Source organism: Novosphingobium oxfordense (assembly GCF_044029435.1).
Taxonomy (GTDB): Bacteria; Pseudomonadota; Alphaproteobacteria; order Sphingomonadales; family Sphingomonadaceae; genus Novosphingobium.
Window position 1 is genome coordinate 206,512 of sequence record NZ_CP147006.1, and the last position, 25,051, is coordinate 231,562.

General features: G+C 60.5%; 26 protein-coding genes and 2 pseudogenes. 12 read left to right on the plus strand and 16 right to left on the minus strand.

The annotated features are described in order from the left end of the window. Genes WBP07_RS19890 through WBP07_RS19905 form a run of 4 tightly spaced genes read left to right on the plus strand, consistent with a single transcriptional unit; the run spans window position 1 to window position 3,292 of the window. Window positions 1-786: a sulfite exporter TauE/SafE family protein gene (locus WBP07_RS19890; RefSeq protein WP_395395851.1), complete on the plus strand. Its 786-nt coding sequence runs from the start codon at window positions 1-3 to the stop codon at window positions 784-786. A gap of 12 nt (window positions 787-798) precedes the next feature. Continuing rightward, window positions 799-2,193, plus strand: a complete 1,395-nt coding sequence (locus WBP07_RS19895) for a cytochrome ubiquinol oxidase subunit I (RefSeq protein WP_395395852.1) — start codon at window positions 799-801, stop codon at window positions 2,191-2,193. After that, window positions 2,190-3,188 (plus strand): cytochrome d ubiquinol oxidase subunit II, encoded by a 999-nt coding sequence (gene cydB, locus WBP07_RS19900; RefSeq protein ID WP_395395853.1) that lies wholly within the window; start codon window positions 2,190-2,192, stop codon window positions 3,186-3,188. The genes WBP07_RS19895 and cydB overlap by 4 nt, the downstream gene beginning before the upstream one ends. Further along, window positions 3,188-3,292, plus strand: a complete 105-nt coding sequence (locus WBP07_RS19905) for a DUF2474 family protein (RefSeq protein ID WP_080572849.1) — start codon at window positions 3,188-3,190, stop codon at window positions 3,290-3,292. Before cydB ends, WBP07_RS19905 begins: the two co-directional genes overlap by 1 nt. Here the strand turns inward: WBP07_RS19905 and WBP07_RS19910 are convergent. From WBP07_RS19910 to htpG, 4 genes and pseudogenes are all read right to left on the minus strand, one after another. Further along, a pseudogene (locus WBP07_RS19910) lies at window positions 3,284-3,547 on the minus strand (hypothetical protein); the annotation flags it as partial. The gene WBP07_RS19905 and the pseudogene WBP07_RS19910 sit on opposite strands and share 9 nt — an antisense overlap. Window positions 3,548-3,688: 141 nt before the next feature. Beyond that, window positions 3,689-3,895, minus strand: a complete 207-nt coding sequence (locus WBP07_RS19915; protein WP_395395854.1) for a DUF167 domain-containing protein — start codon at window positions 3,893-3,895, stop codon at window positions 3,689-3,691. A gap of 167 nt (window positions 3,896-4,062) precedes the next feature. Next, window positions 4,063-4,218 carry a hypothetical protein gene (locus WBP07_RS19920; protein WP_395395855.1) on the minus strand — a complete coding sequence of 52 codons (156 nt, stop codon included), beginning with the start codon at window positions 4,216-4,218 and terminating at the stop codon, window positions 4,063-4,065. Window positions 4,219-4,508: 290 nt separating this feature from the next. Continuing rightward, on the minus strand, window positions 4,509-6,401 hold the full coding sequence (htpG, locus tag WBP07_RS19925) for a molecular chaperone HtpG (RefSeq protein WP_395395856.1): 1,893 nt from the start codon (window positions 6,399-6,401) through the stop codon (window positions 4,509-4,511). Between the two features lie 23 nt (window positions 6,402-6,424). Here htpG and WBP07_RS19930 point away from each other — a divergent pair, with 23 nt between their 5' ends. After that, window positions 6,425-6,691, plus strand: coding sequence for a hypothetical protein (locus WBP07_RS19930; protein ID WP_395395857.1), 267 nt, complete (start codon window positions 6,425-6,427; stop codon window positions 6,689-6,691). Between the two features lie 325 nt (window positions 6,692-7,016). Here WBP07_RS19930 and WBP07_RS19935 read toward each other — a convergent pair whose 3' ends face one another. Next, a complete protein-coding gene (locus WBP07_RS19935) occupies window positions 7,017-7,202 on the minus strand; it encodes a YdcH family protein (RefSeq protein ID WP_011950610.1) in 186 nt (61 codons plus the stop codon). A 205-nt stretch (window positions 7,203-7,407) separates the two neighbouring features. Here WBP07_RS19935 and WBP07_RS19940 point away from each other — a divergent pair, with 205 nt between their 5' ends. Continuing rightward, on the plus strand, window positions 7,408-7,824 hold the full coding sequence (locus WBP07_RS19940) for a low affinity iron permease family protein (RefSeq protein WP_008832008.1): 417 nt from the start codon (window positions 7,408-7,410) through the stop codon (window positions 7,822-7,824). A 92-nt stretch (window positions 7,825-7,916) separates the two neighbouring features. Here WBP07_RS19940 and WBP07_RS19945 read toward each other — a convergent pair whose 3' ends face one another. Continuing rightward, on the minus strand, window positions 7,917-8,471 hold the full coding sequence (locus tag WBP07_RS19945) for a DUF4142 domain-containing protein (protein ID WP_048938208.1): 555 nt from the start codon (window positions 8,469-8,471) through the stop codon (window positions 7,917-7,919). 138 nt (window positions 8,472-8,609) lie between these two features. On the opposite strand from WBP07_RS19945, the gene WBP07_RS19950 reads away from it, so the two are divergent. Both WBP07_RS19950 and WBP07_RS19955 read left to right on the plus strand, forming a co-directional pair. Continuing rightward, a complete protein-coding gene (locus WBP07_RS19950; RefSeq protein ID WP_048938207.1) occupies window positions 8,610-9,032 on the plus strand; it encodes a DUF3597 family protein in 423 nt (140 codons plus the stop codon). A 156-nt stretch (window positions 9,033-9,188) separates the two neighbouring features. Continuing rightward, a complete protein-coding gene (locus WBP07_RS19955; protein ID WP_048938206.1) occupies window positions 9,189-9,545 on the plus strand; it encodes a response regulator in 357 nt (118 codons plus the stop codon). 19 nt (window positions 9,546-9,564) lie between these two features. On the opposite strand, the gene WBP07_RS19960 is transcribed toward WBP07_RS19955, so the two are convergent. Next, entirely contained in the window at window positions 9,565-10,764 is a 1,200-nt protein-coding gene (locus WBP07_RS19960) for a zinc-dependent alcohol dehydrogenase (RefSeq protein ID WP_395395858.1), read from the minus strand. Window positions 10,765-10,769: 5 nt separating this feature from the next. Beyond that, window positions 10,770-11,333, minus strand: a complete 564-nt coding sequence (locus WBP07_RS19965; RefSeq protein WP_395395859.1) for an SRPBCC family protein — start codon at window positions 11,331-11,333, stop codon at window positions 10,770-10,772. A 157-nt stretch (window positions 11,334-11,490) separates the two neighbouring features. Between WBP07_RS19965 and WBP07_RS19970 the strand changes: the two genes are divergently transcribed. The 3 genes from WBP07_RS19970 to WBP07_RS19980 all read left to right on the plus strand — a co-directional run bounded on the left by WBP07_RS19970 (window position 11,491) and on the right by WBP07_RS19980 (window position 13,750). Beyond that, window positions 11,491-12,051: a PRC-barrel domain-containing protein gene (locus tag WBP07_RS19970; RefSeq protein ID WP_395395860.1), complete on the plus strand. Its 561-nt coding sequence runs from the start codon at window positions 11,491-11,493 to the stop codon at window positions 12,049-12,051. A gap of 100 nt (window positions 12,052-12,151) precedes the next feature. Continuing rightward, on the plus strand, window positions 12,152-13,039 hold the full coding sequence (locus WBP07_RS19975; protein ID WP_395395861.1) for a hypothetical protein: 888 nt from the start codon (window positions 12,152-12,154) through the stop codon (window positions 13,037-13,039). Between the two features lie 510 nt (window positions 13,040-13,549). After that, window positions 13,550-13,750, plus strand: a complete 201-nt coding sequence (locus WBP07_RS19980) for a hypothetical protein (RefSeq protein ID WP_395395862.1) — start codon at window positions 13,550-13,552, stop codon at window positions 13,748-13,750. 133 nt (window positions 13,751-13,883) lie between these two features. On the opposite strand, the gene WBP07_RS19985 is transcribed toward WBP07_RS19980, so the two are convergent. The 7 genes and pseudogenes from WBP07_RS19985 to WBP07_RS20015 all read right to left on the minus strand — a co-directional run. Then, window positions 13,884-14,105: a hypothetical protein gene (locus tag WBP07_RS19985; RefSeq protein ID WP_395395863.1), complete on the minus strand. Its 222-nt coding sequence runs from the start codon at window positions 14,103-14,105 to the stop codon at window positions 13,884-13,886. 59 nt (window positions 14,106-14,164) lie between these two features. After that, on the minus strand, window positions 14,165-14,380 hold the full coding sequence (locus WBP07_RS19990; protein WP_011950600.1) for a cold-shock protein: 216 nt from the start codon (window positions 14,378-14,380) through the stop codon (window positions 14,165-14,167). A 314-nt stretch (window positions 14,381-14,694) separates the two neighbouring features. Further along, a complete protein-coding gene (locus WBP07_RS19995; protein ID WP_395395864.1) occupies window positions 14,695-17,796 on the minus strand; it encodes a type III restriction-modification system endonuclease in 3,102 nt (1,033 codons plus the stop codon). A 9-nt stretch (window positions 17,797-17,805) separates the two neighbouring features. After that, complete coding sequence (locus WBP07_RS20000) at window positions 17,806-18,342, minus strand: hypothetical protein (RefSeq protein ID WP_395395865.1); 537 nt, start codon at window positions 18,340-18,342, stop codon at window positions 17,806-17,808. Beyond that, entirely contained in the window at window positions 18,282-19,886 is a 1,605-nt protein-coding gene (locus WBP07_RS20005; protein WP_395395866.1) for a site-specific DNA-methyltransferase, read from the minus strand. Before WBP07_RS20005 ends, WBP07_RS20000 begins: the two co-directional genes overlap by 61 nt. Window positions 19,887-19,928: 42 nt before the next feature. Beyond that, a complete protein-coding gene (locus tag WBP07_RS20010; RefSeq protein WP_395395867.1) occupies window positions 19,929-20,594 on the minus strand; it encodes a DUF4391 domain-containing protein in 666 nt (221 codons plus the stop codon). After that, a pseudogene (locus WBP07_RS20015) lies at window positions 20,591-22,927 on the minus strand (DEAD/DEAH box helicase); the annotation flags it as partial. The pseudogene WBP07_RS20015 and the gene WBP07_RS20010, both read right to left, overlap by 4 nt. 104 nt (window positions 22,928-23,031) lie before the next feature. Here WBP07_RS20015 and WBP07_RS20020 point away from each other — a divergent pair. Continuing rightward, on the plus strand, window positions 23,032-24,141 hold the full coding sequence (locus WBP07_RS20020) for an IS110 family transposase (RefSeq protein WP_395390983.1): 1,110 nt from the start codon (window positions 23,032-23,034) through the stop codon (window positions 24,139-24,141). A gap of 214 nt (window positions 24,142-24,355) precedes the next feature. Here the strand turns inward: WBP07_RS20020 and WBP07_RS20025 are convergent, their stop codons facing one another. After that, window positions 24,356-24,979: an SNF2-related protein gene (locus WBP07_RS20025; protein ID WP_395395928.1), complete on the minus strand. Its 624-nt coding sequence runs from the start codon at window positions 24,977-24,979 to the stop codon at window positions 24,356-24,358. Window positions 24,980-25,051: the final 72 nt, after the last annotated feature.

Consider the following 25,051-nt stretch of genomic DNA (forward strand, 5'->3'; position numbering starts at 1 on the left):
ATGCTGGAACCAATGCAATATGCTCTGGGCGGCCTGTCAGGTGCACTTGTCGGGTTTGTGCTTGGACTGGTGGGTGGTGGTGGCTCGATCCTTGCCGTGCCCCTGCTTCTGTATCTTGTGGGGATACGCAATCCACATGAGGCCATCGGCACCAGCGCGCTCGCCGTCGCGGCTAACGCACTTGCCGGGCTCTGGAGCCATGCCCACGCCCGCACCGTGAACTGGCGATGCGGCGGCATCTATGCGGCCGCCGGCGTCGTCGGCGCGCTCGGCGGCTCGACGCTCGGCAAGAGCATAGATGGGCACAAGCTGCTCTTCTTGTTTGCGATTCTAATGATCGTGGTGGCGGTCCTGATGTTCCGCGGACGCGGTGACCAAGGGGTCGAAGGCGCACAGTGCAATCGGGAGAATGTCGGCAAGGTCGTCAGCTACGGTCTCGGTACTGGCGCCTTTTCCGGCTTCTTCGGGATCGGTGGCGGTTTCCTTATCGTGCCGGGCCTGATCGCTTCGACCCACATGCCCATACTACGCGCGATCGGCACGTCGCTTGTCGCGGTCGCGGCCTTCGGCCTGACGACAGCGCTCAACTACGCGCTCTCGGGCTATGTCCTGTGGGGCCTGGCCGGCGTGTTCATGGTCGGCGGGGTTGTCGGTAGCGTGATCGGTACGCAAGCGTCGCAAGTGCTGGCAGCTGAAAAGGGTCGGTTGAACAGCCTATTCGCAGTCTTCGTGCTCGTCGTCGCCATCTACATGCTATTCAAGAGCTGGTCCGAACTAGCCAGCTGAACGGGGATATTCATGGACGCCATCATTCTTGCAAGGGCGCAATTCGCGTTTACAGTGAGCTTTCACTTCCTCTTCCCGGCCTTTTCTATCGGGCTGGCGAGCTATCTGGCGGTGCTCGAAGCCCTGTGGCTGAAGACCGGCAAGGGTGTTTATGCCAACCTGTTCCGCTACTGGTTGAAGATCTTCGCCGTCGTGTTCGCGATGGGCGTCGTCTCGGGCATCGTCATGTCCTATCAGTTCGGCACCAACTGGTCGGTATTCTCCGACAAGGCAGGTCCGGTCATCGGCCCGCTGATGGCCTATGAGGTGCTAACCGCCTTCTTCCTCGAGGCCGGGTTCCTTGGCGTCATGCTGTTCGGGATCAACAAAGTCGGGCGCAAGCTGCACTTTGTCGCGACGCTTGCAGTCGCGCTTGGCACCTTCATCTCCGCATTCTGGATCCTGGCGGTCAACAGCTGGATGCAGACGCCGGTGGGGTATGAGATCGGCGCAAACGGCCAGTTCCTGCCGGGACCGAGCTGGCTGACAATCATCTTCAATCCCAGCTTCCCCTATCGGCTCTTTCACACGGTCCTTGCCGCCTATTTGACGACAGCTTTCATCGTGGGTGCCGTCGGAGGATGGCATCTCCTAAAGGACCGCACCAATCCCGGCGCACGCAAGATGTTCTCTATGGCGATGTGGATGGCGGCGCTCGTCGCTCCGATCCAGATCTTCGCCGGCGACATGCACGGGCTCAATACTCTCAAGCACCAGCCGGTGAAGGTGATGGCGATGGAAGGCCATTTTCAGAGCCACCCGCACGGTGCGCCTTTGATCCTGTTCGGTATTCCCGACAGCGCGAAGCAGCGGGTGGATTATGCCGTCGAGATACCGAAGGCGTCATCGCTGATTCTCAAGCACAAACTCGATGCGCCCTTGAGGGGGCTCGACACCGTGCCACCAGCTGATCGTCCGCCCGTCGGTATCGTCTTCTGGGCCTTTCGCGTAATGGTCGGGATCGGTTTCGCGATGCTCGGGATCGGAATGCTGAGCCTCATCGCGCGCTGGCGCAAGGCGCTCTACGACTGGCCTCTACTGCATCGCTTTGCTGTGCTGATGGGGCCGTCGGGACTGATCGCAGTGCTGTCCGGCTGGATCGTGACGGAAGTCGGACGGCAACCCTTCACAATCTATGGTCTGTTGAGGACCGCCCAAAGCGCTTCACCGCTGGATGCTCCTGCGGTCGCTACCTCTTTGCTGGCATTTGTGGTCGTCTATTTCACCGTTTTCGGCATGGGCATTTTGTATCTGCTTCATCTGATGAAGAAGCCACCTGAGGCGCATGAAACGCCGTTAGGCGATGCGCCTATTCGCAGCGCGGGCATCACGCCCGCGCCGGCCATAATCGAGGGAGCATCGTCATGATCGATCTCAGCGTCATCTGGGCCTGTATCATCGGCTTCGCCATTATCGCCTATGTCGTGATGGACGGCTTTGACCTCGGCATCGGTATCCTGTTCCCCTTCTTCAAGGTCGGGCAGGACCGCGACACGGCGATGAATAGCATCGCGCCTGTCTGGGACGGCAACGAAACCTGGCTGGTGATGGGCGTAGGCGGCCTGTTTGCCGCATTTCCGTTGGCCTATGCCATCATCCTTCCCGCGCTTTACGCGCCTATGATCGCCATGCTGCTGGGGCTCGTGTTTCGCGGCGTGGCATTCGAGTTCCGCTGGCGCGATCCGGCGCATCGCGCCTTCTGGGACAGGGCGTTCACGACAGGCTCGGTAATCGCCACCTTCGCGCAGGGCGTTGCGCTCGGGGCGCTGCTGCAGGGCATCACGGTCGACGGGCGCAGCTATGCCGGGGGCTGGTGGGAGTGGCTGTCGCCCTTCAGCCTCCTGACCGGCGTCGGGCTGCTAGTCGGCTATGCCCTGCTCGGGGCTTGTTGGCTCAACTGGAAGACTGAAGGCGGGTTGCAACGGCAGACGGTGACCTATGCCGGGCGGCTTGGCATCGGCCTGCTCATCATGATCGGCGTGATCAGCCTCGCAACGCTGCGGCTCGAAACGCAATACTTTCAGCGCTGGCTGAGTTTCCCGGGCGTGGTCGCGACAGCGCAGGTGCCGCTCGCCACGCTCGTCGTAACATTCCTGTTTTATCGTAGCCTCCGATTGAAGCGCGATGCGCAGCCTTTCTTCTGGGCGTTGGCCCTGTTTGGGCTATGCTTGGTCGGCCTTGGTGTCTCGATCTGGCCCGATGTCGTTCCGGCGCGGGTGACGATCTGGGAAGCTGCAGCGCCCGTCCGCAGTCAGTTGTTCATGCTGGTTGGAGCCTCGATCATGGTGCCCGTGATCCTGGCATATACGGCTTGGTCCTATTGGGTTTTCCGGGGCAAGGTTGGCATTGAGGGGTATCATTGATGCCGCTCTGGCTGAGTCGCCTTGGATGGTTTTTCGGCATTTGGGCTGCTAGCGTTTTCGCGTTGGCGCTTGTGGGCGGAATGCTCCGCTGGTGGCTACGCTAAATGGCCCCTCGCCATAGGTGAGGGGCCAACACTCAAATTTCGGTATTTTCGGGCGTCTTCCACGTCGATCCCGAGATAGCTAACCATATTCTCGATCTTGCTATGGCCGAGCAGGATCTGGACAACCCGTAGATTGCCGGGCGCCCTGTATGTGATCGATGCCTTCGTTCGGCGGAGTGAGCGGGTGCCGTATTCGCTCCGCATCAGGCCAACTCCTGTCACCCATTCATCGACAAGCCGAGCATACTGCCGAGACCGTTCGTCGGGAGGTGCGGGAACGTCGGCTTGTAATCAGGGCTGCCGTTTAACATGTCACAGGCGAACGTCGGGAATGTCCCAGACCACGTCAATCAACGTGGTGTACGACAAACAGGTGTTTTTCGACCCCTCCGAGCCTTAACGTATATCTGTGCCCGTTTTATGTGACACCCCCGATCCGCGCAGCAGTTCCAGTGCAGAAACCGGTTGACCGAGCGCTGCTGCCAAAAGCTTGAGCACGGCCTCGTTCGCCTTGCCACCTTCAGGCGTCGCTGTCGTCCGGACCTGCAAGATGCCGTCTCCGGTCGGCACGATGATGGCATCGGCGGAGGCATTGGGCGTCACGCGAATGGAAAGCCGACCCGCGCCATGGCCGCGCAAAGCCGTTTCGCTTTTGGGGATGGGCCCAAAGGCAGCTTGATCCAGGACATTGCGGGCTGCCCGCCCCCGCGTCACGCCAGCCCCGCTTAAGCGCGCCGGCGCACTGCGCGAGACAGCCAGAGAGCGACAAATCATGACCGGCGGTCCTCGGCCGCACTGGGCTGCTGATCAGCCCGACGCGCCGCTTCCCTGTTCTGCCGATCATGGGCGCGGCCGCCGGCCACGGTCACGGCGAAGAACAGCACCATCAGGACGAGGGAAATGATGACGATGGCTGCGATGATCATAATGCGTGCCGGCCCTTTTGGATTCCGTAGGGCCCGCTCCCGGCGGGAGACAAGCTTACGACCCGCAGCGGCATGGCGCCTCGCTCATGTAAGTACCATCTATCGATAGAGGCTGTGAATATAGAGATTTGATGTTCTATACATCAGCGGCGGCGCGCGCCGAAGAAAAGCGGTACGGCCCCGGACCCGCTACGAAGCGGACCCGGGCCGTACATCTTGGCCTCGGCAGCGCGCCTTGGCCATTTCGTCTCGGCGGTTGCGGCCGCCTGCGACACGCTCAAACAGGGCCTTCAGATCGGGCCGCTGCCGCGCAGAAGAACCCGGCCAAGCCTTTCAGAAAAGGCGCGCGGATCGAGCGGCAGTTCGCCGTCGGCGATGCGGGCCTCGTCGAACAGTAGATGCGCTGCATCCTCGCGCAAGTCGGCCTGCTCTGCACCTACCGCGCTGAGCCTGGTGACGAGGGCGTGCCGGGGATTGATCTCGAGGACCGGCTTGCTCACCTGCGCAAGCTGCCCCGCGCCCGCCAGCAGCCGCTCCATCTGCCGGTCCATGCCATGTTCGGGCGCTACCAGGCATACAGGGCTGTCGGTCAGCCGTTCCGACGCGCGGACATCGGATACCACATCGCCCAGCGTCGCCTTGACGAAGTCGATGAAGCCGGCGACCTCGTCCGATGTTTCCGCCGGCGGTTGTTCGCCATCGGCAAGGGGGATGAGCCCCAGATCCGACATCCCCTGCGTCACCGACTTGAACGGCTTGCCTTCGAAATCCGGCGCTCCGGTCACCCAGAAACCGTCGATTTGATCGGTCAGCAGGAGCACTTCGATGCCGCGCGCGCGGAAGCCCTCGAGCTGCGGCGAGGAGGCGAGCCGCTCGATGTCGGAACCCACTGCATAATAGATCGCGGTCTGGTTCTCTTTCAGATCGGCAGCATAGTCCTTGAGCGAACGCCATTCATTGTTCGACGTGCTGGTCTTGAAGCGGGCGAGCCCCAGCAGCGTCTCGCGCCGGGCGTAATCCTCGTAGATACCCTCCTTCAAGACGGACCCGAAATTCTCCCAGATCTTGAGATACTTGTCGCCATCGCTGTTCGAGAGCTTTTCCAATTCGCTCAGCACGCGGTTGGACACACCCTTCTGGATGGCGGCCAGAACCGGGCTCTCCTGGATCATCTCGCGCGAGACGTTGAGCGGCAAGTCCTGCGAGTCCACCAGTCCGCGCACAAAGCGCAGGTAGCGGGGCAGGATCTGCGCCTCGCCCGTGATAAACACCCGGCGGACATAGAGCTTCATCCGCCCCGCCCGATCGGGGTCGAACAGGTCGAAGGGTCGCATCTCAGGCACAAAAGCGAGCACATTATATTCGTGCACACCCTCGGCGCGGTAGTGCAGCGTCAGTGCGGGGGTGTCGAACTGTCCGGCGTTGGTCCTATAGAAGTCGGTATAGTCTTCCTCGCTGATCTCGGACTTGGGCCGCGTCCAAAGCGCCGCGCCATCGGCAATCTGCGCCGGCTCCGCATCGGGCTTGTCCTTGAGGACGATCGGCACCGGGACATGGCCCGACTGCGCCTTGATCTTGGGCTCCACGCTGAAGCGCCGGGTATAGTCGGCCGCATCTTCCTTGAGATGAAGAATGACGCGCGTTCCGCGCGCCGGAGCCTCGGCCGGATCAGCATCCCCGATCGAGTAGGTGCCCAAACCATCCGACGTCCACAGGCCAGCACCATCCTCACCAGCACGGCGCGATAGCACATCGACCTTGTCCGCAACCATGAAGGCGGAATAGAAGCCGACGCCGAACTGGCCGATGAGCTGGCCGCCCTCGCCATCCTTTTTGGCGGCGATCTGTTCCATGAAGGCTTTGGTGCCCGAACGGGCGATCGTGCCGAGCGCCTCGGCCATTTCGGCCTGGGTCATGCCAATGCCATTGTCCTCGATGGTCAACTGGCGCGCATCAGGATCGAGCGTGATCGTGATCCGCGGCTGAGGGTCGTCTCCCAGCAGTGCCGGCGCCGCTATCGCTTCGTAGCGCAGCTTTTCGCAGGCGTCGGCGGCATTGGACACCAGTTCGCGAAGGAAGACATCCTTGTCCGAATAGACGGAGTGCACCATGAGGTGCAGCAGCTTGGCGACATCGGCTTCAAAGGACCGCGTGTCGGGGGAAGCGTCGGTAATCGTGCTCATCGCTATATTTCGCTCTCCTTGGAATGGCGGGCGAAATCTGGTTGGCACGGCCCGGTTTTTCAACCCGGGGAACCGGCGTGATGGCGGGCAGGACCCAAGTGACGCACCAGTTCGGCGGGATGATGAGCCTCAAATCCGTCGCGGGGGGCCGGCAGGCGGCGCGTTGCTTGTTCCTGCAATGGTTGGCCCTGGCGCTCGGCGTTGCCGATTCACTGGGATGGGTACTGCTTGGAGCTGCCAAGGCGGACCTGCCGCTGGGCGCAGTAGTCCTGCCCACAGCCCACAGCTAATCGTCAGCCGCGACGCTATCCTTCCCTGAGGGCCGGTCGTAAATGGGGGGCGGCACGCGCCAGCCACCTTTGTGGTCCATTTCAATCGGCAAATCGCATCGCTCGCAGAACGCTTTGTACTGGCCCTGCTTGTCGCGCGCTATGGAAGCGGACGACGGCTTATGCCGACCCAGAAGACAACGCACATACATGGTCCACGTCTAACGCGATCGACGGGACATTAGTAGCACCCGCGAGTCCATTCCCAACGCACTAACTGATGTACTTGTCATGCCCCCTTCAACGGAATGGCGGAACCGACGTTCTCGGCTCCGCCGTCCTGTCGTCAGGCCGCCGAGCTCTGGTCGCGACCGCGATCCATGGCCGTCAGTCGATCCTTAGCGGCGAGCTTGAGCTTCTTGAGACGGGCGACCAGAAGCTGGTCGGGTACAGGCCGCCGCAGTTCCTGCTCGATCTCTGCCTCAAGACGGGCGTGCTCCTCGCGCAGATGGTTCAGATAATGGTCGGACATCGTCTTCTCCATGCCAGGTTGTGACTATGTGCGCATGCTCGCGCACAGCGTGAGAATAAGTGCGCGCTTATCCCTTTTCCAGTGATTCCAGAGACGTCTGGCCGACATCAGCATGGCTTGGTCTGGCCAGCAATCGTACAGCAACACGCCGCCTAGGCGTCAAAATGCAGTGCCATCGTCTCAGCAAAGATTTGGAAAACTTCCCATGGATCGTTTCTTCACCGCCATCGCCACACGTTCCGCCACGATCATGGGCCAGCCGCTGGCTTTCATTCTCTCGACCCTTTTCATCATCCTCTGGGCCGTCAGCGGACCATTCCTGAATTATTCCGACACCTGGCAGCTCATCGTAAACACCGCGACGACCGTCCTGACCTTTCTCGCTGTTTTCCTCATCCAGAACAGCCAGAACCGCGATGGCGCCGCGATGCAGGCCAAGCTCGACGAAATCATCCGCGCGCTCGACAAGGCGCGCGTCGAGTTCGTGGGCATCGAGCATCTGACCGACGCCCAGATCGCCAAAATTCGGGAAGCCCTGGAAAACGATATCCGCAATGAAGCAGACGACGACAAGGATCGGACCGTCACCCGCACCGTGGAAACTCTGCTCAAACGCTACTGACGAGCGCGCAGCGCCCGTTCGGAGCGCTGGCGCTTCATGATGCTTAGGTCAGGGCGTCCGCTAGACTCCCCGGTTGGTGAAGCTGACTCGCGTTAGAGGCCCTTGGCCATATTGAGGTGCGCAGTGACGATCGGCACGAGCTCGGAGGCAAAGGTCTTGAGGGATGCAACGTCGCCGCTTGCCGCGTAGGCCTTGAGCGCATCCAATGTCTTCTGGTGGCCATCGGCCTGGAGGCGCGCATAGGCACGATCAAATTCGGCGCCCGACTTGGTTTGCAGATCGGCGAGCTCCTGCTGCTGAGCCGGGGTCAACGCCGCATCAGGCGTGATCGCTGGAGTCGCGGCCGCGGCCGCCGTTTTGAGCTTCGCAGTCGAGTCCGTGTGGGCCTTGATCATCTCCTCGGCGAAGGACTTGATCTTTGCGGACTGCGCCTTGCTCGCCGCGAGTTTCGACGTCTCGATCTCGAAAGCGTCGCTTGCTGCCGCCGTGTTTGCAAATGCCTGTCCCGGGCTCAGGACCGCAGGTGCCGGCGCGGCAGGTTCGGCCGCGGAGGTCGCCGCGGTGTTCTCGACAGGCTCGGCCTTCTTGCCGCAAGCGGAAAGGCAAAGCGCGGCGGCCGAAAGAGACACCAAAAGAAGCGGTTTCATCAATAACTCCCCCCTTCGAGCAGGACGCCTGCTCAACGCGGACCAGGCTTCATCGTTCCAGCGGCGGACCTTTTCGAACGCGGGACGTTTCACCCCTGCCCGCCCGCAGCGCGGCATGAGACCCAAGGAGACGAGACGATGAGCATCTTCGGCAACATACTGAGCAAGATCTTCCACCCGAACGCGGCCAAGGCCGCGCCCGCCAGTCCTGCACCCTCCGCCGCACCTGCCGCGCCAAGCCCCGCCCCCGCCCCCACGACCCCCGCTCCGGCCGCCACGGCCGCTGCACCGGCGCAAACATCGGTCGACGTCGGGCCCGTCCTGGAGGCTATGGCCGCAATGAAGGACGATCATGGCGGTAACTACAAAAGCTCGATCGTCGATCTCCTGAAGCTCCTCGATCTCGATTCCAGTCTCACCGCCCGAAAGGAGCTGGCCGAGGAACTCGGGGTGAATGCCGGCGAACCCGGTTCAGCCGAACAGAATATCGCGCTTCACCGGGCCGTCATGGACAAGCTTGCCGAAAATGGCGGCATCGTTCCCGACGACATGCGCAATTAGGCGGCCGTGCGATACGGCTGTTCCAACGGAGCAGCCGCATTGCCGCAACGGCGATCCCGATCATGGACGATGCCTGCGAGGCGTGCAGGCCGGGCAGGCCGGCTAGGTCCCGGATAAAGCTTTGCGCGCCTGCGAGGGAGGCATATTGCCGAACCCATGACAAACACACGCAACATTCTTGTCGTTGAGGACGAACCGCTTATCGCCATGATGCTCGAGGATTTCATCGACATGATGGGCCATCGCATCGGCGCGGCCGTAGGAAGCGTCGCAGATGCGCTCGCCGAGATCGAAACGCAGAGCTTTGACCTCGCCATCCTCGACCTCAACCTGGGCAAGGAAACCTCCTGGCCGCTCGCCGATACGCTTCAGGATCGCGGCATCCCGTTCGTCCTCGCAACAGGTGGCAATTTCCAGGCGCCGTCCGAGCGCCATGCCGGTGCCCCGACCCTGACCAAGCCCTATACTTACGAAAACGTACAGGCTTCCATCGACGCGCTCGCGGGCGTCTGACAAACGCGTATGTGCGGCGTCAGGCCGCCGTCGCGCCCGCCGCCTGCCCTGGCTTCAGAACGATCTTCGTGTAGCTGTCCTGCTCGTCGTGGAATTTCTGATAGCCGAGTGGCCCGTCCTCGAGCGGCATGCGGTGGCTGATAAGGAAGGTTGAATCGATCTTGTCCTCCGCGATCGCGGCATAGAGCGGCTGCAGATAGCGCTGCACATGCGTCTGGCCGGTCTTGAGGGTCAGGCCCTTCTCCATCAGCGCGCCCAAGGGGAACTTGTCGACGAAGCCGCCATAGACGGCGGGCATTGAGACACGCCCGCCCTTGCGGGTCGCCAGGATCACCTGCCGGATGGCGTGGATGCGATCAGTCCCCAGGAAGGTGGAAGCCTTGATCTGGTCGATGATATTGTCGGCAAAGGCGCCGTGCGCCTCAAGACCCACGCAATCGATCGCCGCGTCGGGGCCGATCCCGCCCGTCATCTCCATCAGCGCCTCGTAGACCTTGCTCTCCTCGAAATTGACGGTCTCGGCACCGAATTTGCGCGCAAGTTCGAGGCGGCGGGGGAAATGATCGATCGCGATGACCCGCTCTGCGCCCATCAGGAAAGCCGACTGCACCGCGAAGAGGCCGACCGGACCGCAACCCCAGACAGCGACCGTGTCGCCCGGCTCGATCTCGGCATTCTCCGCTGCCATCCAGCCCGTAGGGAGAATGTCCGAGAGGAACAGCACCTTGTCGTCCGGGATGCTCTCGTCGGGAATGACGAGCGGGCCCACATCAGAGAAGGGCACGCGGACATATTCTGCCTGCCCGCCGGCATAGCCCCCGGTCATGTGGCTGTAGCCGAACAGGCCGGGCATCGGATGGCCATAGCCCTCGCGCCCGATATCCTGGTTGTCGGCCGGGTTCGCATTCTCGCACGCCGAATATTGCGTCTTCGAACAGTGGTAGCAGCTGCCGCACGAGATGGTGAACGGCACGACGACGCGCTGTCCGGTCTTGAGGCTGCTCTTGGGCCCGGCCTCGACCACTTCGCCCATGAACTCGTGGCCGAGAATGTCACCCTTCTGCATCGTGGGGATATAGCCGTCGTAAAGATGCAGGTCCGACCCGCAGATCGCGGTGGAGGTCACGCGGATGATCGCATCGCGCGGATTGACGATCGCGGGATCGTCGACGGTATCGCAGCGCACGTCGTGCTTGCCGTGCCAGGTGATCGCTTTCATCGCGCTTACTTTCCTTCTTCTGCGAGGATGCGCGGATTACGCGCGTTGGTAGCGATTTCGCCGGTTTCCATAAGCTGCTTGAACCGGCGCAGGTCGCGCCGCGTCTGGATCCTTGGCTCGCGCTGGAAGAGCTTGGCGACCAATTCGCCGATCACGCCGCCCGGCGGATCATAGGCGATCACGGCGCGCACGACGGTGCCGCGCCGCCCGGCATCTCTAAACTCGATCCGGCCGCTATTGGCGACGTCGGCGCCCTCGACAGACTGCCAGGTTATTTCCTCGCCCGGCACGTCCTTGGTGATGACCGACTCCCAGGACACTTCGCGGCCCGCCGGTGCCTTCACGGTCCAGCGCGACCGATCGCGGTCGATCGGCTCGATCGAGACGATATTGTCCATGAATGAAACCAGGTTCGTGGGATCGCGCCAGAAATCATAGAGCTCGCGCGCCGGTCGGTTGATCGTGACCGCCTCGGCCAGCAGCTTGCGATCGGGATCGGCGGTTTTCGACGCGGTGACGGGGGCGTCATCCTGTCCGGCGGTGCGGCTGCGCGTTTCAGAATCTGTCATGGATGCGGATCTCCTTCGTTCGGGAACGTCACCGCGGAGCGGGGGTTCCGATCGATGCCAGGATCACGGACCTCCCAAACGACCGATCGGACGTCTGGCCAAGCGATAGGAGTGCAAGCTGGAAGACGCCGCCGGATGGATCGCCCCGATCGCGACGATGATCGCCGCCATGATGACAGCCGCCAATCTTGGTGCTCGCGTCACTGGCTGGGGCTTCGTCGTCTTCACGCTAGGCTCGATCTGTTGGTCACTTGTCGGGTTCTCGACCGGGCAGACAAATCTGCTGGCGACCAACGGCTTCCTGACGCTGGTCAACCTGATTGGCATCTGGCGCTGGCTCGGCCGGCAGCGCGCCTATGAAGATGGCGGCCAATCCGCCAGCGAAGCGAGCCGACGCTCGGCGCTGCCCACGCTCTTTACGGCCACCGGGATCACGGGCCTCCCCGTCACGGCAGCAGACGGCGTTGTGGTCGGCACCGTGGTCGAGGCCTTAGTGACCTGCGCGGACGGCACCGTGAGCTACGTGGTCATACGCTCAGGCGGCGTGGGCGGCATCGGCGAGACGCTGCGCGCAGTCGCACGCAGCGATCTCGACTTTGGCTGCAAGGGCTTCACCCTGCATCATGATAGGACATGGTTCGAGGCGCTGCCTGAGCTCGCCGATGGCGACTGGCCCGCGGCGCCCCAGGCGGCGGGCACGACGCCGGCGCGCAGCTAGTCGGTCGAGTGGTCAGAGCCTCGTGGTTCGACTCTCGGTAGTCACCATGCCTTGCTGAACGAGGAGAGAGACGGCAGACTTGCAGGAGGGGGCGACGATCATGCAGGACGGCTTTGCGCGGACCTCCGCGCCCGAATTTCTTTCCATATCCCTGGACAACGCGCTTCCGCCGCTGCCCGGTGAGAAGCCTGAGCAAATCGCCTCGGACCTTGGGCGCGGCCTGTGGTCGCTGATGGCGCGCGCCGGCCGCAACGTGTTGCCGGGGCCCGCCCACAGAAGCGAACTTGGCCTCACGGACGAGCTTGATGCGCTCGTGGAGGCTGCCGGCCAGGTGGTTCTCACCAGTGGCCACCGCCTGAGCGAACTCCTCTGGACCCGCAGCGGCCCCTACTGGAACGGCGCACTAGCCCGCACGCTCATCCTGCAGCAGGCGCGGCAGGGCTTTCTTCTGCTACTCGCCCAGGCGGTCACGCCGCGCGCCATCCTTTTCGGCCATGCCTCGCCGCTGGTCGTGGAACTCGGCATTGAGGGTGATTTGGACCTCCCAAGTCCACATCTCGTGCTGCTCGTCTGTACCGTCGATCCGACAGGCAAGGCGGTGGCGCGGCGCGGTTATGCGCAGGCCATCAAGAACGCGCGCTGCTTCATGCCGGTGGGATCGGCCTTCGAGCGGGACGCGCTCGAGGCGCTCATCGCGCTCCGCGACAAACTCGACTGTCACGGTGTGGATTGCACGATCATGCGCGACCTTGGCGAGGATGGTTTCGCTCGTGAATGGCAAATTGGCCTGCGGCGCGAGGAGACGACAATTGGCCAGCTGCGGATCGTGCTTCCGAGCGACGCGGGTAGCGCGGAGGATGGGGAGATGGGGGCTGCGATGGCCGAGGACGGTGCCTTCGCCCTGACGCCGGCGAATTTCGAGGATGGGCGCTTCGTCGCCTGGCTTGAGCGGGAAATCGGCAAAAATGGCGCGGCGAACGGCGAATGACGCGGAAGGCTCTTTCTGGATCACACGAACAGGAGAGCCGGTGAGTGCGGCCCGCAGCGCTGGCCGGCGCCGCGAGCCGCTTGAGCCCCCCGCTCTGTCTTCCCGATACACAGAGGACCACCGTTACCAATGAGCTAAAGGCGGAGCATTCCTGGAGGCTCCCTTTCTGCCCAGACGCGTTTGTTCGCCAGACGCCCAAAGATGACATAGCGATATCGTTCACGAGGGCGCCGGCAGGCATCATGGCTTGGCCTTATCGGCCAGCTTTGGTAGACCGCCAACGCGCTGCGAAAAGGGCGGCGCCAGGACTGCTAATCCCGCGAACGCGAGCAACTCGGAACCATCGGTTCCCGGGGTGCCGCTGCGCATGTCCAGACTTCAGGGTTAAAGGTGGCGGCGCATGTGTGTTCGCATGTTAGCAGCTCCGGCGGCTCCCGCGTCTAGTGCGCGGGAGTTCGGGAGATCGCTCCTTACGCTTTCGCTTCGACAGTTTGACAGGAAGGTCAGGCGATGAATGCGAGTGACACACGGGGCCCGGCGGTGGCAGTTGGCCTGATGCGCATGGCGCTGACTTTCCTCGACGAGATCGACGACGATATGGTGATCGCCAGGCTTCAGCATGCCATCGATACCGCGCTCGCCAAAGGCGGGCTTGAGGACATCGATCCCAGAAGCGCGGCGCTTATCGCCGCCATGCCGCTCGACAGCTAAGCGCGCCGGGCTGCGCGCAGCGCATCGGCACTGCCGCCGGGACGAGTATCCGACGTGCCGAGGTCCGTTGCACGCTAACGAAAAAGAGAGGGCGGATGCGCTTCCATAACGGCGCGCACGGGCAGTCTGCCCGCTATTGCAACACAGGGGGGCCGAATGCGACCAACCGGTCCGCCGCAGTGGAGGTCTCGCGCTCCGCTCGACGCTTGGCGGTATGTTCGTGCTGAAGCGCCATGGTCTCGAAGGCCGCGACGGACCTCAGTGCGCGGTCGCGGGCATTGCTGAGGGTCGCCGCGTCAGCTTCCGCCTGGGCGCGGGCCGCCAGCCCGCGATAATGCTCGGCGTCATTCGCCATGAACAATCCTTTCGAATACAAAACCAAAGGGCGGCATTTCATGCCGCCCTCCTTGTAGCTCAGTCTTGCGTTTGCAGGTTGACCGCGCTGGTCTTGCCGCGGCGGTCGGTTTCCAGTTCATAGCTGAGCCGCTGGTTCTGGTTGAGCGTGTTAAAGCCCGCGCGCTCGACAGCCGAGATGTGTACGAACGCATCCTGTCCGCCGGTTTCGGGGGCGATGAAGCCATAACCCTTGTCGGCGTTGAAGAATTTGACGGTGCCGGTGATGGTGCTCATGTGAGATATCCTTCTAGGATCGGGCTCCCGGAGATCGGGAACCCTCGTGCTGCGAGGGGCAGGGAAAGAAGGAAGAGCAGAGCCGCAAAGCACCGAAAGACCGTCTATTTGCGACTGTAGCAGGCAAGATATGGGGCCTAATCACGCAAAAACAAGCCCGCCATTCCCGACGGCGCACAGGCGGGCGCAGATCGATGAGATGCGAAGGCCGGCCGCAAAGTCGCCCTCGCGATCGGCAGACCGGGTTCAGAAGGGGGTTGGGAGTTTCTGCGGGCCTCGCCGCGTCCACTCGTCCCCAGGCCCAAAAAGCAGGATTAGGTCGTAACGATCTCCAGGAGCTTATGATAACTGTCAGCCACCCCGTATCGCACATTTGGCGTGGGATTGGACTCCGCCAGCTTCGCAAAAAATTTCTTGGCGCAATCGATTTTCGCCCGTTCGAGATCCCGCAGAGCAAGCGAAGACATGGATCCCTTAGTCTCGGCAACGAAATATATGTGTTTTACTGAGCCTGCGCGAAATACGATGGCCCAGTCAGGGTTATAGTCCCCGACGGGCGTCGGGATCAGAAACCCTCTTGGCAATTTCGCATAGACGTCGACCTCTGCGCTCGTATCCAGCTCACTCACGAAATCACGTTCTATGCCGGAATCGGTGATGCAGTAGTCGAAAACGTGGTTCTTGAGCCTCTCGGAGGCGCGCGAAAAATCCTGTCCAATCTCGGCCGCCGTAAAGACGTCGGCATCATAGCGCTCGTCAATCGGGTCGTAGACCAGCTGCTCGATAAGGTGACCTGCCTTCTGTTCCTTGATCAGCCGCGCCGCCTCAGAAATGAAATGCTCAGGGTTTGCACGATATTGGTCGAAGATTGCCGGCTCAATGCCAGCTAAAATCTCGGCCACCGTCTGACGCAAGAGGTCAGTTGCCTCTGAGACTTTCCCCAGAAGGTCATACTTCACCGACGAACGGGCCGACGCCGCTTTGACAGTTTCATTCCGCGTGATGCTGAAACCGGTGCCCTCCCTGAGCTGCTCATCGGTTACCTGGTCCGTCTGAATCCCAGTCTGCACGGAATATCGTAGCTTGGTCACTCGCAGTTCGCGGTTCAACGCGCCGATGCATTTGTGGATGAGCTCTGCAGTGTCGAATTCGACGCGGTAAACAGCCTTGCGGTTGATCCTGCCCCAAAGCTCCTGAAAGGCACCCTTGTGGAAATTGTCATTGAGCGGGTTCCGCTTGGGCTTACGTCCATCTTCAAATTTGGGGAGCGCCGCATCGCTGTAGAAGCTGTCGATCAGGCCAAAGACCTCAGCCTGATATGGCACCAAATCTTCATGCAGCGGGGCCAATGTCCCATCGGCCTTGGCTGCGTAGTAGACATCGGTGATCTGGTCGGAATCGTCGATATAGTCGTTCTTGATCAGATACCTGTGGATCTGCGTCGCCATTTGATCGGTGACCGTGATCGGCCCTTCAGGCGTCTGCAATTGCTTGCCCGCAAAGTACGCCTGGCTGGCCTTGCGGGGCCGTGCCGACAGACTCTCAGCAATCTCCTTCTGCAACCCGCCAACGAAGTCGGTGTAGCTCTCGCTTGCGATAACCGAGAGAATGTTGATGTCGTGGACGGTAGCCGGGTGGTCGAGCCGATCGCCAAACCGGTCAACTGCCAAGCGCAGGCCACGGCCAACTTCCTGACGCCGTGAAATCATGTTGAGGCTTTGCTTGAGCATACACATGACGAACACGTTCGGGTTATCCCAACCTTCCCGAAGCGCGGAGTGGGAAAACAGGAATCGGACAGGCTCTTCGAACGAGAGTAGCCGCTCCTTGTCCTTAAGGATGAGGTCGTAGGCGTCGCTATCGTCGGAATCGGTCGAACGAGCGCCGACCTCCGGATCCTTCAGTCGCCTGGTCTTCTTGTCGATCGAGAAATAGCCGTCGTGCGTCTTGGCAACCGGGATCGCCTCGAGATGCTTCCGCCAGGCCGCTTCTTCAAGCGGGAGTTCGGCCAGCACGTCGGCGACGGCCTCGGCATATTCCTCCTCGAACATCCGGGCGTACTCGCCGTTTTGATCGTCGCGGCTGTAGTCCCGGTATTTGGCCACCTCATCGATGAAGAACAGCGACAGCACCTTCACCCCTTGGGCAAAAAGCTGCCTTTCCTTCTCGAGATGAGCGCGGATCGTTTCACGGATCTGGATGCGGCGGATGTCACGTTCGGACAGGTCACCATAAGCCTCGCCGGCCTTGATGATGATGCCATTGGTAAACTCCACTGTGTCGGCGGTGGCGTCGATCTGTGACACAACGAAATCGCGATACTGATCCAAACCACCGGAAAGGTCATAGAGGTCATCGCGAAACTTCAGGCGCTTCATGCGGCGCTTGATCGTGCCGGTGGTGTCCTTCATCTCCATTTCGACGCGGGCAAAGGGGCCGCCCTTGCCGCGGCCGACCGTCTCGATACCTTCGAGATAGAGATATGCCGTCGTGCCAGTCAGGCCCTTGAGCGCGATGCCGCGCACCTGAATCTTCTTTACCAGCTTCTGGTTATAAGCATCCAGCGCATCGAGCCGATGGATCTTGGTATGTTCGGTCCGGTGTGTCGCGGAATAGCGTAACACGAACAGCGGGCGGAACTTGGGTAACGCCTCGACGGTGGCCTTGCCCTCCATCTTCTGCGGCTCGTCAAGGATGAGGATCGGGCGGTTGGCAGCAATCACATCGATCGGCTTGCGCGACTGGAAATCATCCAGTGTGTCGTAAATCCGGCGATTCTCCTTGCCGCTGGCGTTGAATGCCTGGATGTTCATTACCATCACATTCAGCCCGGCATTGGACGAAAAGCTCTCCAGCTCGTGCAAACGCTTCGAGTTGTAGATGAAGAAGCGCGCCTTCTTGCCGTAGCTCTCGGTGAAGTGCTCTGCCGTGATCGCCAGCGATTTCGCCACGCCTTCGCGGATGGCGATGCTGGGCACAATGATGATGAACTTCGACCAGCCATAGCGGCGGTTCAACTCGAACATCGATTTGATGTAGCAATAGGTCTTGCCGGTGCCGGTCTCCATTTCGACATCAAGGTGAAGCTGGCTGACCGCCGCCATATTCTTGAGATAGGCTGCAGGCGCGGGCACGGCCTTGCCCTTGGCGTCACGGGTGACGAAGCTGTGTAACGAGGCAGACTGCGGCAGATTCTGGCGCCGCTGCACGGCCTTGATGTTGTCGAGCAGCTGCGTGTCGGTCAGCGCAAAGTCGGTATTGCGGAACCCCTCGTCGTCGAACGCTTCCGCCTGATTGCGCTTGCCCGGATCGATCCGATACGTCGGGCCACTGGCAAAGGGCTGGCCCGCGAAGCAATCCACCACGGCATCGACGGCCAGCGTCTGGTAAGGCTGAACCTTGAACTTGAGTTTCATGACCATGGATCAAATGGCCTTCAACTCGGTGCCGGGGGAAAGTTGGCGGAAAAGCTGTTCGGCGTTGATGCGGTCGGCATCGCGAGCGAAGCTGGTGTCGCGGAATACGGCACGCAGCGGTGCGCGGACGGCGATGTCCTTGATCAGGGCATCGGTGACGCCAGAGTCGAAACAGGCGATTAGCGCATTGCCATCGACCGAGTACACGGTCTTGCCATGCGAGGATTCACGGTTGATCGGCAGGGTCAGTTTCACGCCCCAGTCGATCAGCACCTGGAACAGAAGATCCTCGGCGGTGCGATCCGGCTTCACGCTATCGACCTGGCCGAACAGTTCGTCCTGCTTCACTTCATCTGGGCGATAGTAGACGTCGGTCATGTTCGAACTGTCGATTTTGAGCACGCGGAAGCCAACGTCGCGGTTCCAGCTTTCAGCGCAATCTCCAGCAACAATCCGTCGACCAGCGCGGCGGATGCGCTCCTTGGTCACCTCCGACAGCACGTGCGGTTTGCCGAGTTTGTCGAGCATTCTGACGGCATTTTGCACCGTCTTCTTTGCGGCTCCGGTGGTCGATGAACTGCCTGATCCAAATCCTCAGGTAACTGCACGCATACGAAGCTGTGATTGGTGCCCGCAATGGCATTGGCAAACATGACGGCCTCCGCTGTGCTGCCAGAGCCTGCAAAAAAGTCCATGATGACCGCGCTTCGGTTCCGGGGCGTCGCGTAATCGATGAGCTTGGCAAGCTCATCATGGTCCTTTGGATTGCTGAAAACCTTACCACCCATCAGTGTGCGTAGGTATTTCACTGCAACCTGAGATTGTTTGTAAATTACGGAAGCGCGAACTTGGGTCGCAAATTCCGTTTCGTCTTCGTCGCCTTCTTCTCCGCCAAGGTCTTCGACCGCCTCTTCGAGTTCATCGGGAATGGGACGAATGTGAGCTTTACGGAAGGGAGGTTCGGTGTGATCGGCGCGAAACTCTACCAAGCCCAGCTTGATCTGGCGCTGCATCTCATCTGGCGAGGCATATCGCCATCCGGCCTCGGGAACTGCGCACGCTTGGTGTGTGACTGGATGCATGACATCATACTTAGGGCCGTCGCCACCGGGCCACGAAATATCTCGATCCCGCCACGGCCCGTTTTTGTCGATCCTCTTGTATCGCGCCCATTTTTTTGCGGGGTGAGCCTTGGGCAGAGCCGAATACCAGGCCGACAAATCCTTCTCCATCTGGGAGAAATTGTCGCCGTGCAAAGCACGCAACCTGACGAACTCTTGCCAAATTTCCTTGGCGCCAGGCTTTTCCTCGCGCCAGATTTCGCCACGTTCGCGCAATACCACTTGGTTGCGTGCATAAACCAGCATGTATTCATGACCGAGCGAGAAAAATTTAGCGTCGTTTTTCCGCCCTTTTTCCCAAGTGAGCTGAGCGATGAAGTTCTTCTCACCAAATATTTCGGCGCAAAGCTGTTTTAGGGCCGCCTGCTCTGCGTCGTCGATGCTGATGAAGATCAGGCCATCTTCTGCGAGCAAATTTCTCGCCACCTTCAGGCGTGGATAAATCATGGTCAACCAGTCGGAATGATAGCGCCCCTTGGTTTCCGGATTGGCCACCAACAGGCCGCCAGCTTCATCCCGTTGATCGCTAAGCAGCTCGTATTGCGCTTTCAAAGATGTAAAATTGTCTCGATAAATGAAATCTTTCCCGGTGTTATAAGGTGGATCAATATAGATCATTTTCACCTTACCCAGATAGCTCTCCTGCAGCAGCTTCAGGGCATCAAGGTTGTCGCCTTCGATGAACAGGTTCTGCGTGGTGTCGAAGTCGACGCTCTCCTCACGCGCAGGGCGCAGCGTCTTGGCGATGGGGGCGTTTGCGGTGAGCAGCGCCTCGCGCTTTCCCGGCCAATCGAGCCGGTAGCGCTCCTGCGGGCCTTCAACGATGTGATCGGACAGCTGTTGGCGAAGCTGATCAAAATCAACGGCGAAGCGGACTATGCCCTGATCGTCAGCGGCTTCGGTCACGCAATCGGGGAACAATGCACGAATTTTTGCGATATTGTCCTGGCTAAGGTCAGGGCTGTGCATCTTTAACTTATCCATGCGCAATCTATTCACACTTCCATCTGTTCAGGTCTTGCTCGTGAGGGCCGTGTAGCGCGATTTGGCAGCGCGCAATTCGGCATTGAGCTCGACCTTCCTGTTAAACTGTTTCTCCCGCCTTACGCCAGCCTCCATTCGCGCGATCTCGCGCTCCAGCTGGGCCGCTTCCTCAGACCGAGCGACGCGGGCCGCAATCGGTTCGTCAGGGCTCTGCCTTGGCGGCAACATGGGTTCGACCAGCCGGGCATAGAGCGTAGCCATATCCAGCGCGGTAGGCAGAGCCTCACGCGGTGCGTCGCACGCTTGCCATGCCGTGAATGCATGTGGTGCGGTTACCCATTTGCCCGCCTCCGCCTGACTAGGACGCTTCCACGCCATAGCCATGCGAGCCCGCCCGCTATGGCGAAGCTCCAGGATGAGTGGTCGGGGGATCGCCTTTTCGATGGCCTGCAGCAACGCTGGTTCAACGTCTGGCGTGTGCAGGTCGATTGCGATGACCGCTATTTCCTCAATTTCTGCCGAGGGCTGCAGGTTCAACCGGTCGGCGCGCAGCACATGGGTCCACTCCATGCGTTCGACCTGATCAACGAATTTGGCCTGCATGGCGCGGGAAAGCTGCGCGGCGCTGTATATACGGCTCTTCGGGATTGCGCGGCCGAACACGGTGCGCGCCGGCCACGCATAAAGCGTCACGCCGCAGCTCCTGCCTGTGCTGATTCCACCACAACGAAGGCAATCAGCTCGAAATCCTCCAGACCGCGAATGGTATGCGACAGCGCAGTTGTGGTGCCGGTGGAAAACAAGCTGTCGAGGTCACGCTCTTCCTTGGCATCGATCATGGCGCCGATGGCCCCATTGAGCAGTTGCGAAGGCCCGGATATATTCTGGCCATCGAGCGTGCGGGCATTGAAGGGCCGGAAAGCGGGCGCGACCGGAGCCGTAACCCCCTTGGCAGCCGTCCGCACCAGATCCAGGAGGCGTTTCACCTGGGTCTGATCGGCAACGACGCTGCCATCGTCAGCCATGTAAATGAGATAGTATGGATGCAGACGGTTCTGCCGGTTGGCTGAAGCATCTCCGCCGACGGCCTTCAGTGCAAAGATAATGCCGGGCTCGAGCCCCTTGCCGGGATCGGCGGGTACGACAGCATGCAGCCCTTTGGGTGCTGCTGCCAGATCGCCATGTTCCTTCACATAGTTGAGCAGATCCATACGGAAATCGTTGAGGCCAAGGTCGGTGATGGAGATGCCGGTACGCACATCCTCCAGCTCGATGATCTCATCCTGCAGGCGCCGCAGCTGTTCGCGTCGGTAGGCCGTGTCGCTGGCCTTGGCCGTCAGCACATTGTCGTCACCGGTTGCGGTAACATCGGCAATGATCATGCGGTTTTCGACGCGCTCTTTGAGCTTGATATAGTCATCGAGGGTGATGTCAGGCCAGTAGTTTGCTAGCTGTATCTGCGCGTTGGGCGAGCCGATGCGGTCGATCCGTCCAAATCGCTGGATGATCCGCACCGGGTTCCAGTGAATGTCGTAGTTCACCAGAAAATCGCAGTCCTGAAGGTTTTGGCCTTCCGAGATGCAGTCTGTGGCGATCAGGATATCAATCTCGCCCGGCTCATCGGGCATGATCGCGGCCTTCTCCTTGGATCGTGGCGAGAACAGCGTGAGAAGGGTCTGGAAATCATGGCCCCTACCCAGTGTCGATTTAGGAACATCCGATCCCGTGACACGGCCAGTATGGATGTTCTGCTGGGACAAAGCCTCAGCCGCAATCTGATCGTAGAGATAATGGGCGGTATCAGCGAATGCCGTGAAGATGATCAACTTGCGGTTTCCGGGGTTGATCGGTTCCGCCAGCTTCTGCGCAATGAGCGCCTTCAAATGCTGGAGCTTGGCATCATGCTCGGGCGTGATCCGCGCCATATCTGCCTGCAACGCCTCGATCAGAGCAAGGTCTCCTTGCAGATCGTGGGCAAAGCCGGGAACGTCCATATCGCTCAGGTCGATCCGGATCTTGCCGCCGACGCGGAAAGCTCCGAGCCCTTCGAGTTCGTCATCTTCCGCCTCTAGCGCGTCAATGTTGTCGGCATAATCAACGACGGCGCCAGTGCCTGCGCCCGAGCGGTAGCTGTCGATCACGTCCAATGTCTTGCGGATGTTTTGAGCCAGCGAACCAAGCGTGAGACGGAACGCGTGGATGGAGCTTTCAAGGCGTTTGAGCAGGTTGACGGTCATCAACGCCTGCAAACTCTTGTCACGGTCGGCCTGCCGCAGCTTGCCGCCGCCGCTCGACACGTCAGTGTCGTAGAGATCCTCATATTTGGCGAGACGGCTGGGAAGAATGTAGCTGGTCGGGGCGTAAACAGATAGTTTCAGCAATGTCAGCTGTGCAACGATGGTGTTGAGATCCATCGTGCCAGACAGCTCTGTCAGCGGCGGACGAAATGACAGCGGCTTGCGGCGCTCTGGGAAGTGCCCGATGTCCGTCATGTCGTAGAAGGTTGTGATGTGCTTGCGCGACCGGGCGATCGTGACGCTGTCGAGCAATTCGAAGAAGTCGAAATCGAGCTCGGTCAGGATTGTTTCGGCAGTCCGTTGTTCCGGAGGCAATTTTGACCAGCGGTTGAACGCGGCCTGCGCTCTGCGGAAAATTTCCTCGACGCTGGATGTGGTGTTCAGCTTCTCGGAAAGCATGTCGGATTGGCCTTCGTAGGCGAGGGCCAACTGGTTGCGCAGGTCATTGAAGCGGTTGTTGACCGGTGTCGCCGACAGCATGAGAACTTTGGTTTTGACCCCGGCCCGGATGACCTGGTTCATCAGCTTCTGGTAGCGGGTTTCCTTCTCCTTGAAGGCGTCGTTGTTCCTGAAATTGTGGGATTCATCGATGACGACAAGGTCGTAATTGCCCCAGTTTACCCGGTTGAGCGGGATCCCGTTGGAGGTGCCCGATATCCGCGACAAGTCGGTATGGCACAGGACATCATAGTTGAATCGGTCCCGCGCAAAGGGGTTAGTTTTGAGGTTAGACCGTATGTCCGCCATCGGCATGCAGGGTGGCTCGCCCTACACTGTGCTTCCGAGGGTTGCTCGGGCCGGCCGAGCCGATCCTCATCGCAGGAGGACGAGCCGTGGAGAACTATACAGGTGTTTTCGTCGGAATCGACGCCGCCAAGTCGCGCAATGCGATCGCGATCGCTGATAACGAGCGAGGAGGTGAAGTTCGGTATCTGGGCGAAGTTGACGCGTCGCCTGACTCGATGCGGCGTGTCATACAGCGGATTGTAGACAAGCATGGTGGCGCCCATTTTTGTTACGAGGCGGGGCCTACGGGTTACGGCCTCTACCGCCTCATCAGATCCATGGGCCATCCGTGCGAAGTCGTGGCGCCATCATTGATCCCCAGAAAGCCGGGCGACAGGATAAAGACCAACAGGCGGGATGCGGTGGGTCTGGCGAAGCTGCTTCGCGCGGGAGAACTTACGCCAGTATGGGTCCCAGACGAGGGCCATGAAGCGATGCGCGATCTGGTTCGCACGCGCACTGCGGCGGTCGAAGCTCAGCGCGTGAACCGCCAACAAGTCAGTGGTTTCATGTTGAAGCATGGGCGGATTTATCCGCGCAAGGTTGCGTGGAGCATGCGCTACCTCCGCTGGCTTCAGGAGCAACGCTTCGATCATCCTGCGCACCAAATCGCTTTGCAGGAACTCGTTGATGCTGTTCGGGTGTCCACGGAACGGATCAAACGGATTGAAGCGGCAATAGAGGAGTTCCTGCCTGCCTGGTCGCTAGCGCCGGTTGTTCGAGCTCTTCAAGCCTTGCGCGGCGTAGACCTGATTGTTGCCGTCACCTTCGCAACCGAGATTGGCGATGTGCGTCGCTTCGACAGTCCCCGCCAACTGATGGGCTATGTCGGCTTGGTACCGAGCGAACGCTCCACGGGCGATACAATCCGGCGAGGCGGCATCACAAAGGCTGGCAATAAACGCGTCCGTCACATGCTCGTGGAAAGCGCGTGGAGCTATCGCATGCCCCCACGGGTTGGACCTAAGAAGCTCTACCGCCTCGAACAAACCACCCCTGAGGTGCGTGAGATCGCATGGAAGGCCCAGAGCCGGCTGACCTCCCGCTATCGGACACTAAGCGCCAGAGGCAAGAAATCGACTGTCGTGTGTGCAGCGATCGCCCGCGAACTGGCGGGGTTTATGTGGGCAGTCGCCCGGGAGGCGCAGCCCGCTTGAGATAGACCGCCACCACCGCGCACAGGCGGGGGTGGGACCACGGCAGGGGAACATCCGTCAGCGCTATGTGGCCGGCATCGCCGACGCCCGATGTTAGACAGGATAAGCCCCGGACGCAAAATCGGGAATGCGGTATCCAACCCGCGTATCAGAGCTTGATCACCGACGTCTCTCAGGTCCCTCCCCCACCTATGCGCGGCTGACTATAGGCCGCTCACCAGGGCGAACGCTTCCGCGTGCTTGAAACGTTGACAGCGGACATCAGAGTGTTGTAGTTGAGCCAGTTGTCCGTCAGCTTCTTCGGGCAAAGCACGAGAACCGAGCGATTGCGCAGCTCGTAATATTTGATCACCGCCAGCGCGGTGAAGGTTTTACCAAGGCCTACGCTGTCTGCGAGAATGCAGCCATTATAGGTTTCCAGCTTGTTGATGATGCCGGTGGCCGCGTCGCGCTGGTAGTTGAACAGCTTTTGCCAGACCAGGCTCTCCTGATAGCCGGTGCGGTCGTTCGGCAGGACGTCCTCGTCAATGTCTTCCAGAAACGCATGGAAGATATTGTAGAGCATGATGAAGTAGACGCGTTCGGGGGAGTTCTCCTGGTATACCGAGGCAATGTGATCGCAGATCGCATCGGTTACATCTTCGACGCGGGTCGGGTCCGACCAGATTGTGTCGAACAGCTGAATGTAGCTCTGCGTGTGAGACGCCTCATCGAACCGATTCACGAAGTTCGAAACGGCATTGCCGCGAGCGTAGCCAAGGTCGACAGCCGTGAAGCCCGATAGAGGCATATAGGCAACCGCGCCTGCCGAGCCGTCTGCTGAAAGGAATTGCTGCATAGGGGAGGTCGATGCATTCGACTTGAAACGAGCCTTTTTGCGGATCCACTCTGCACACTCACGTGCGACAGC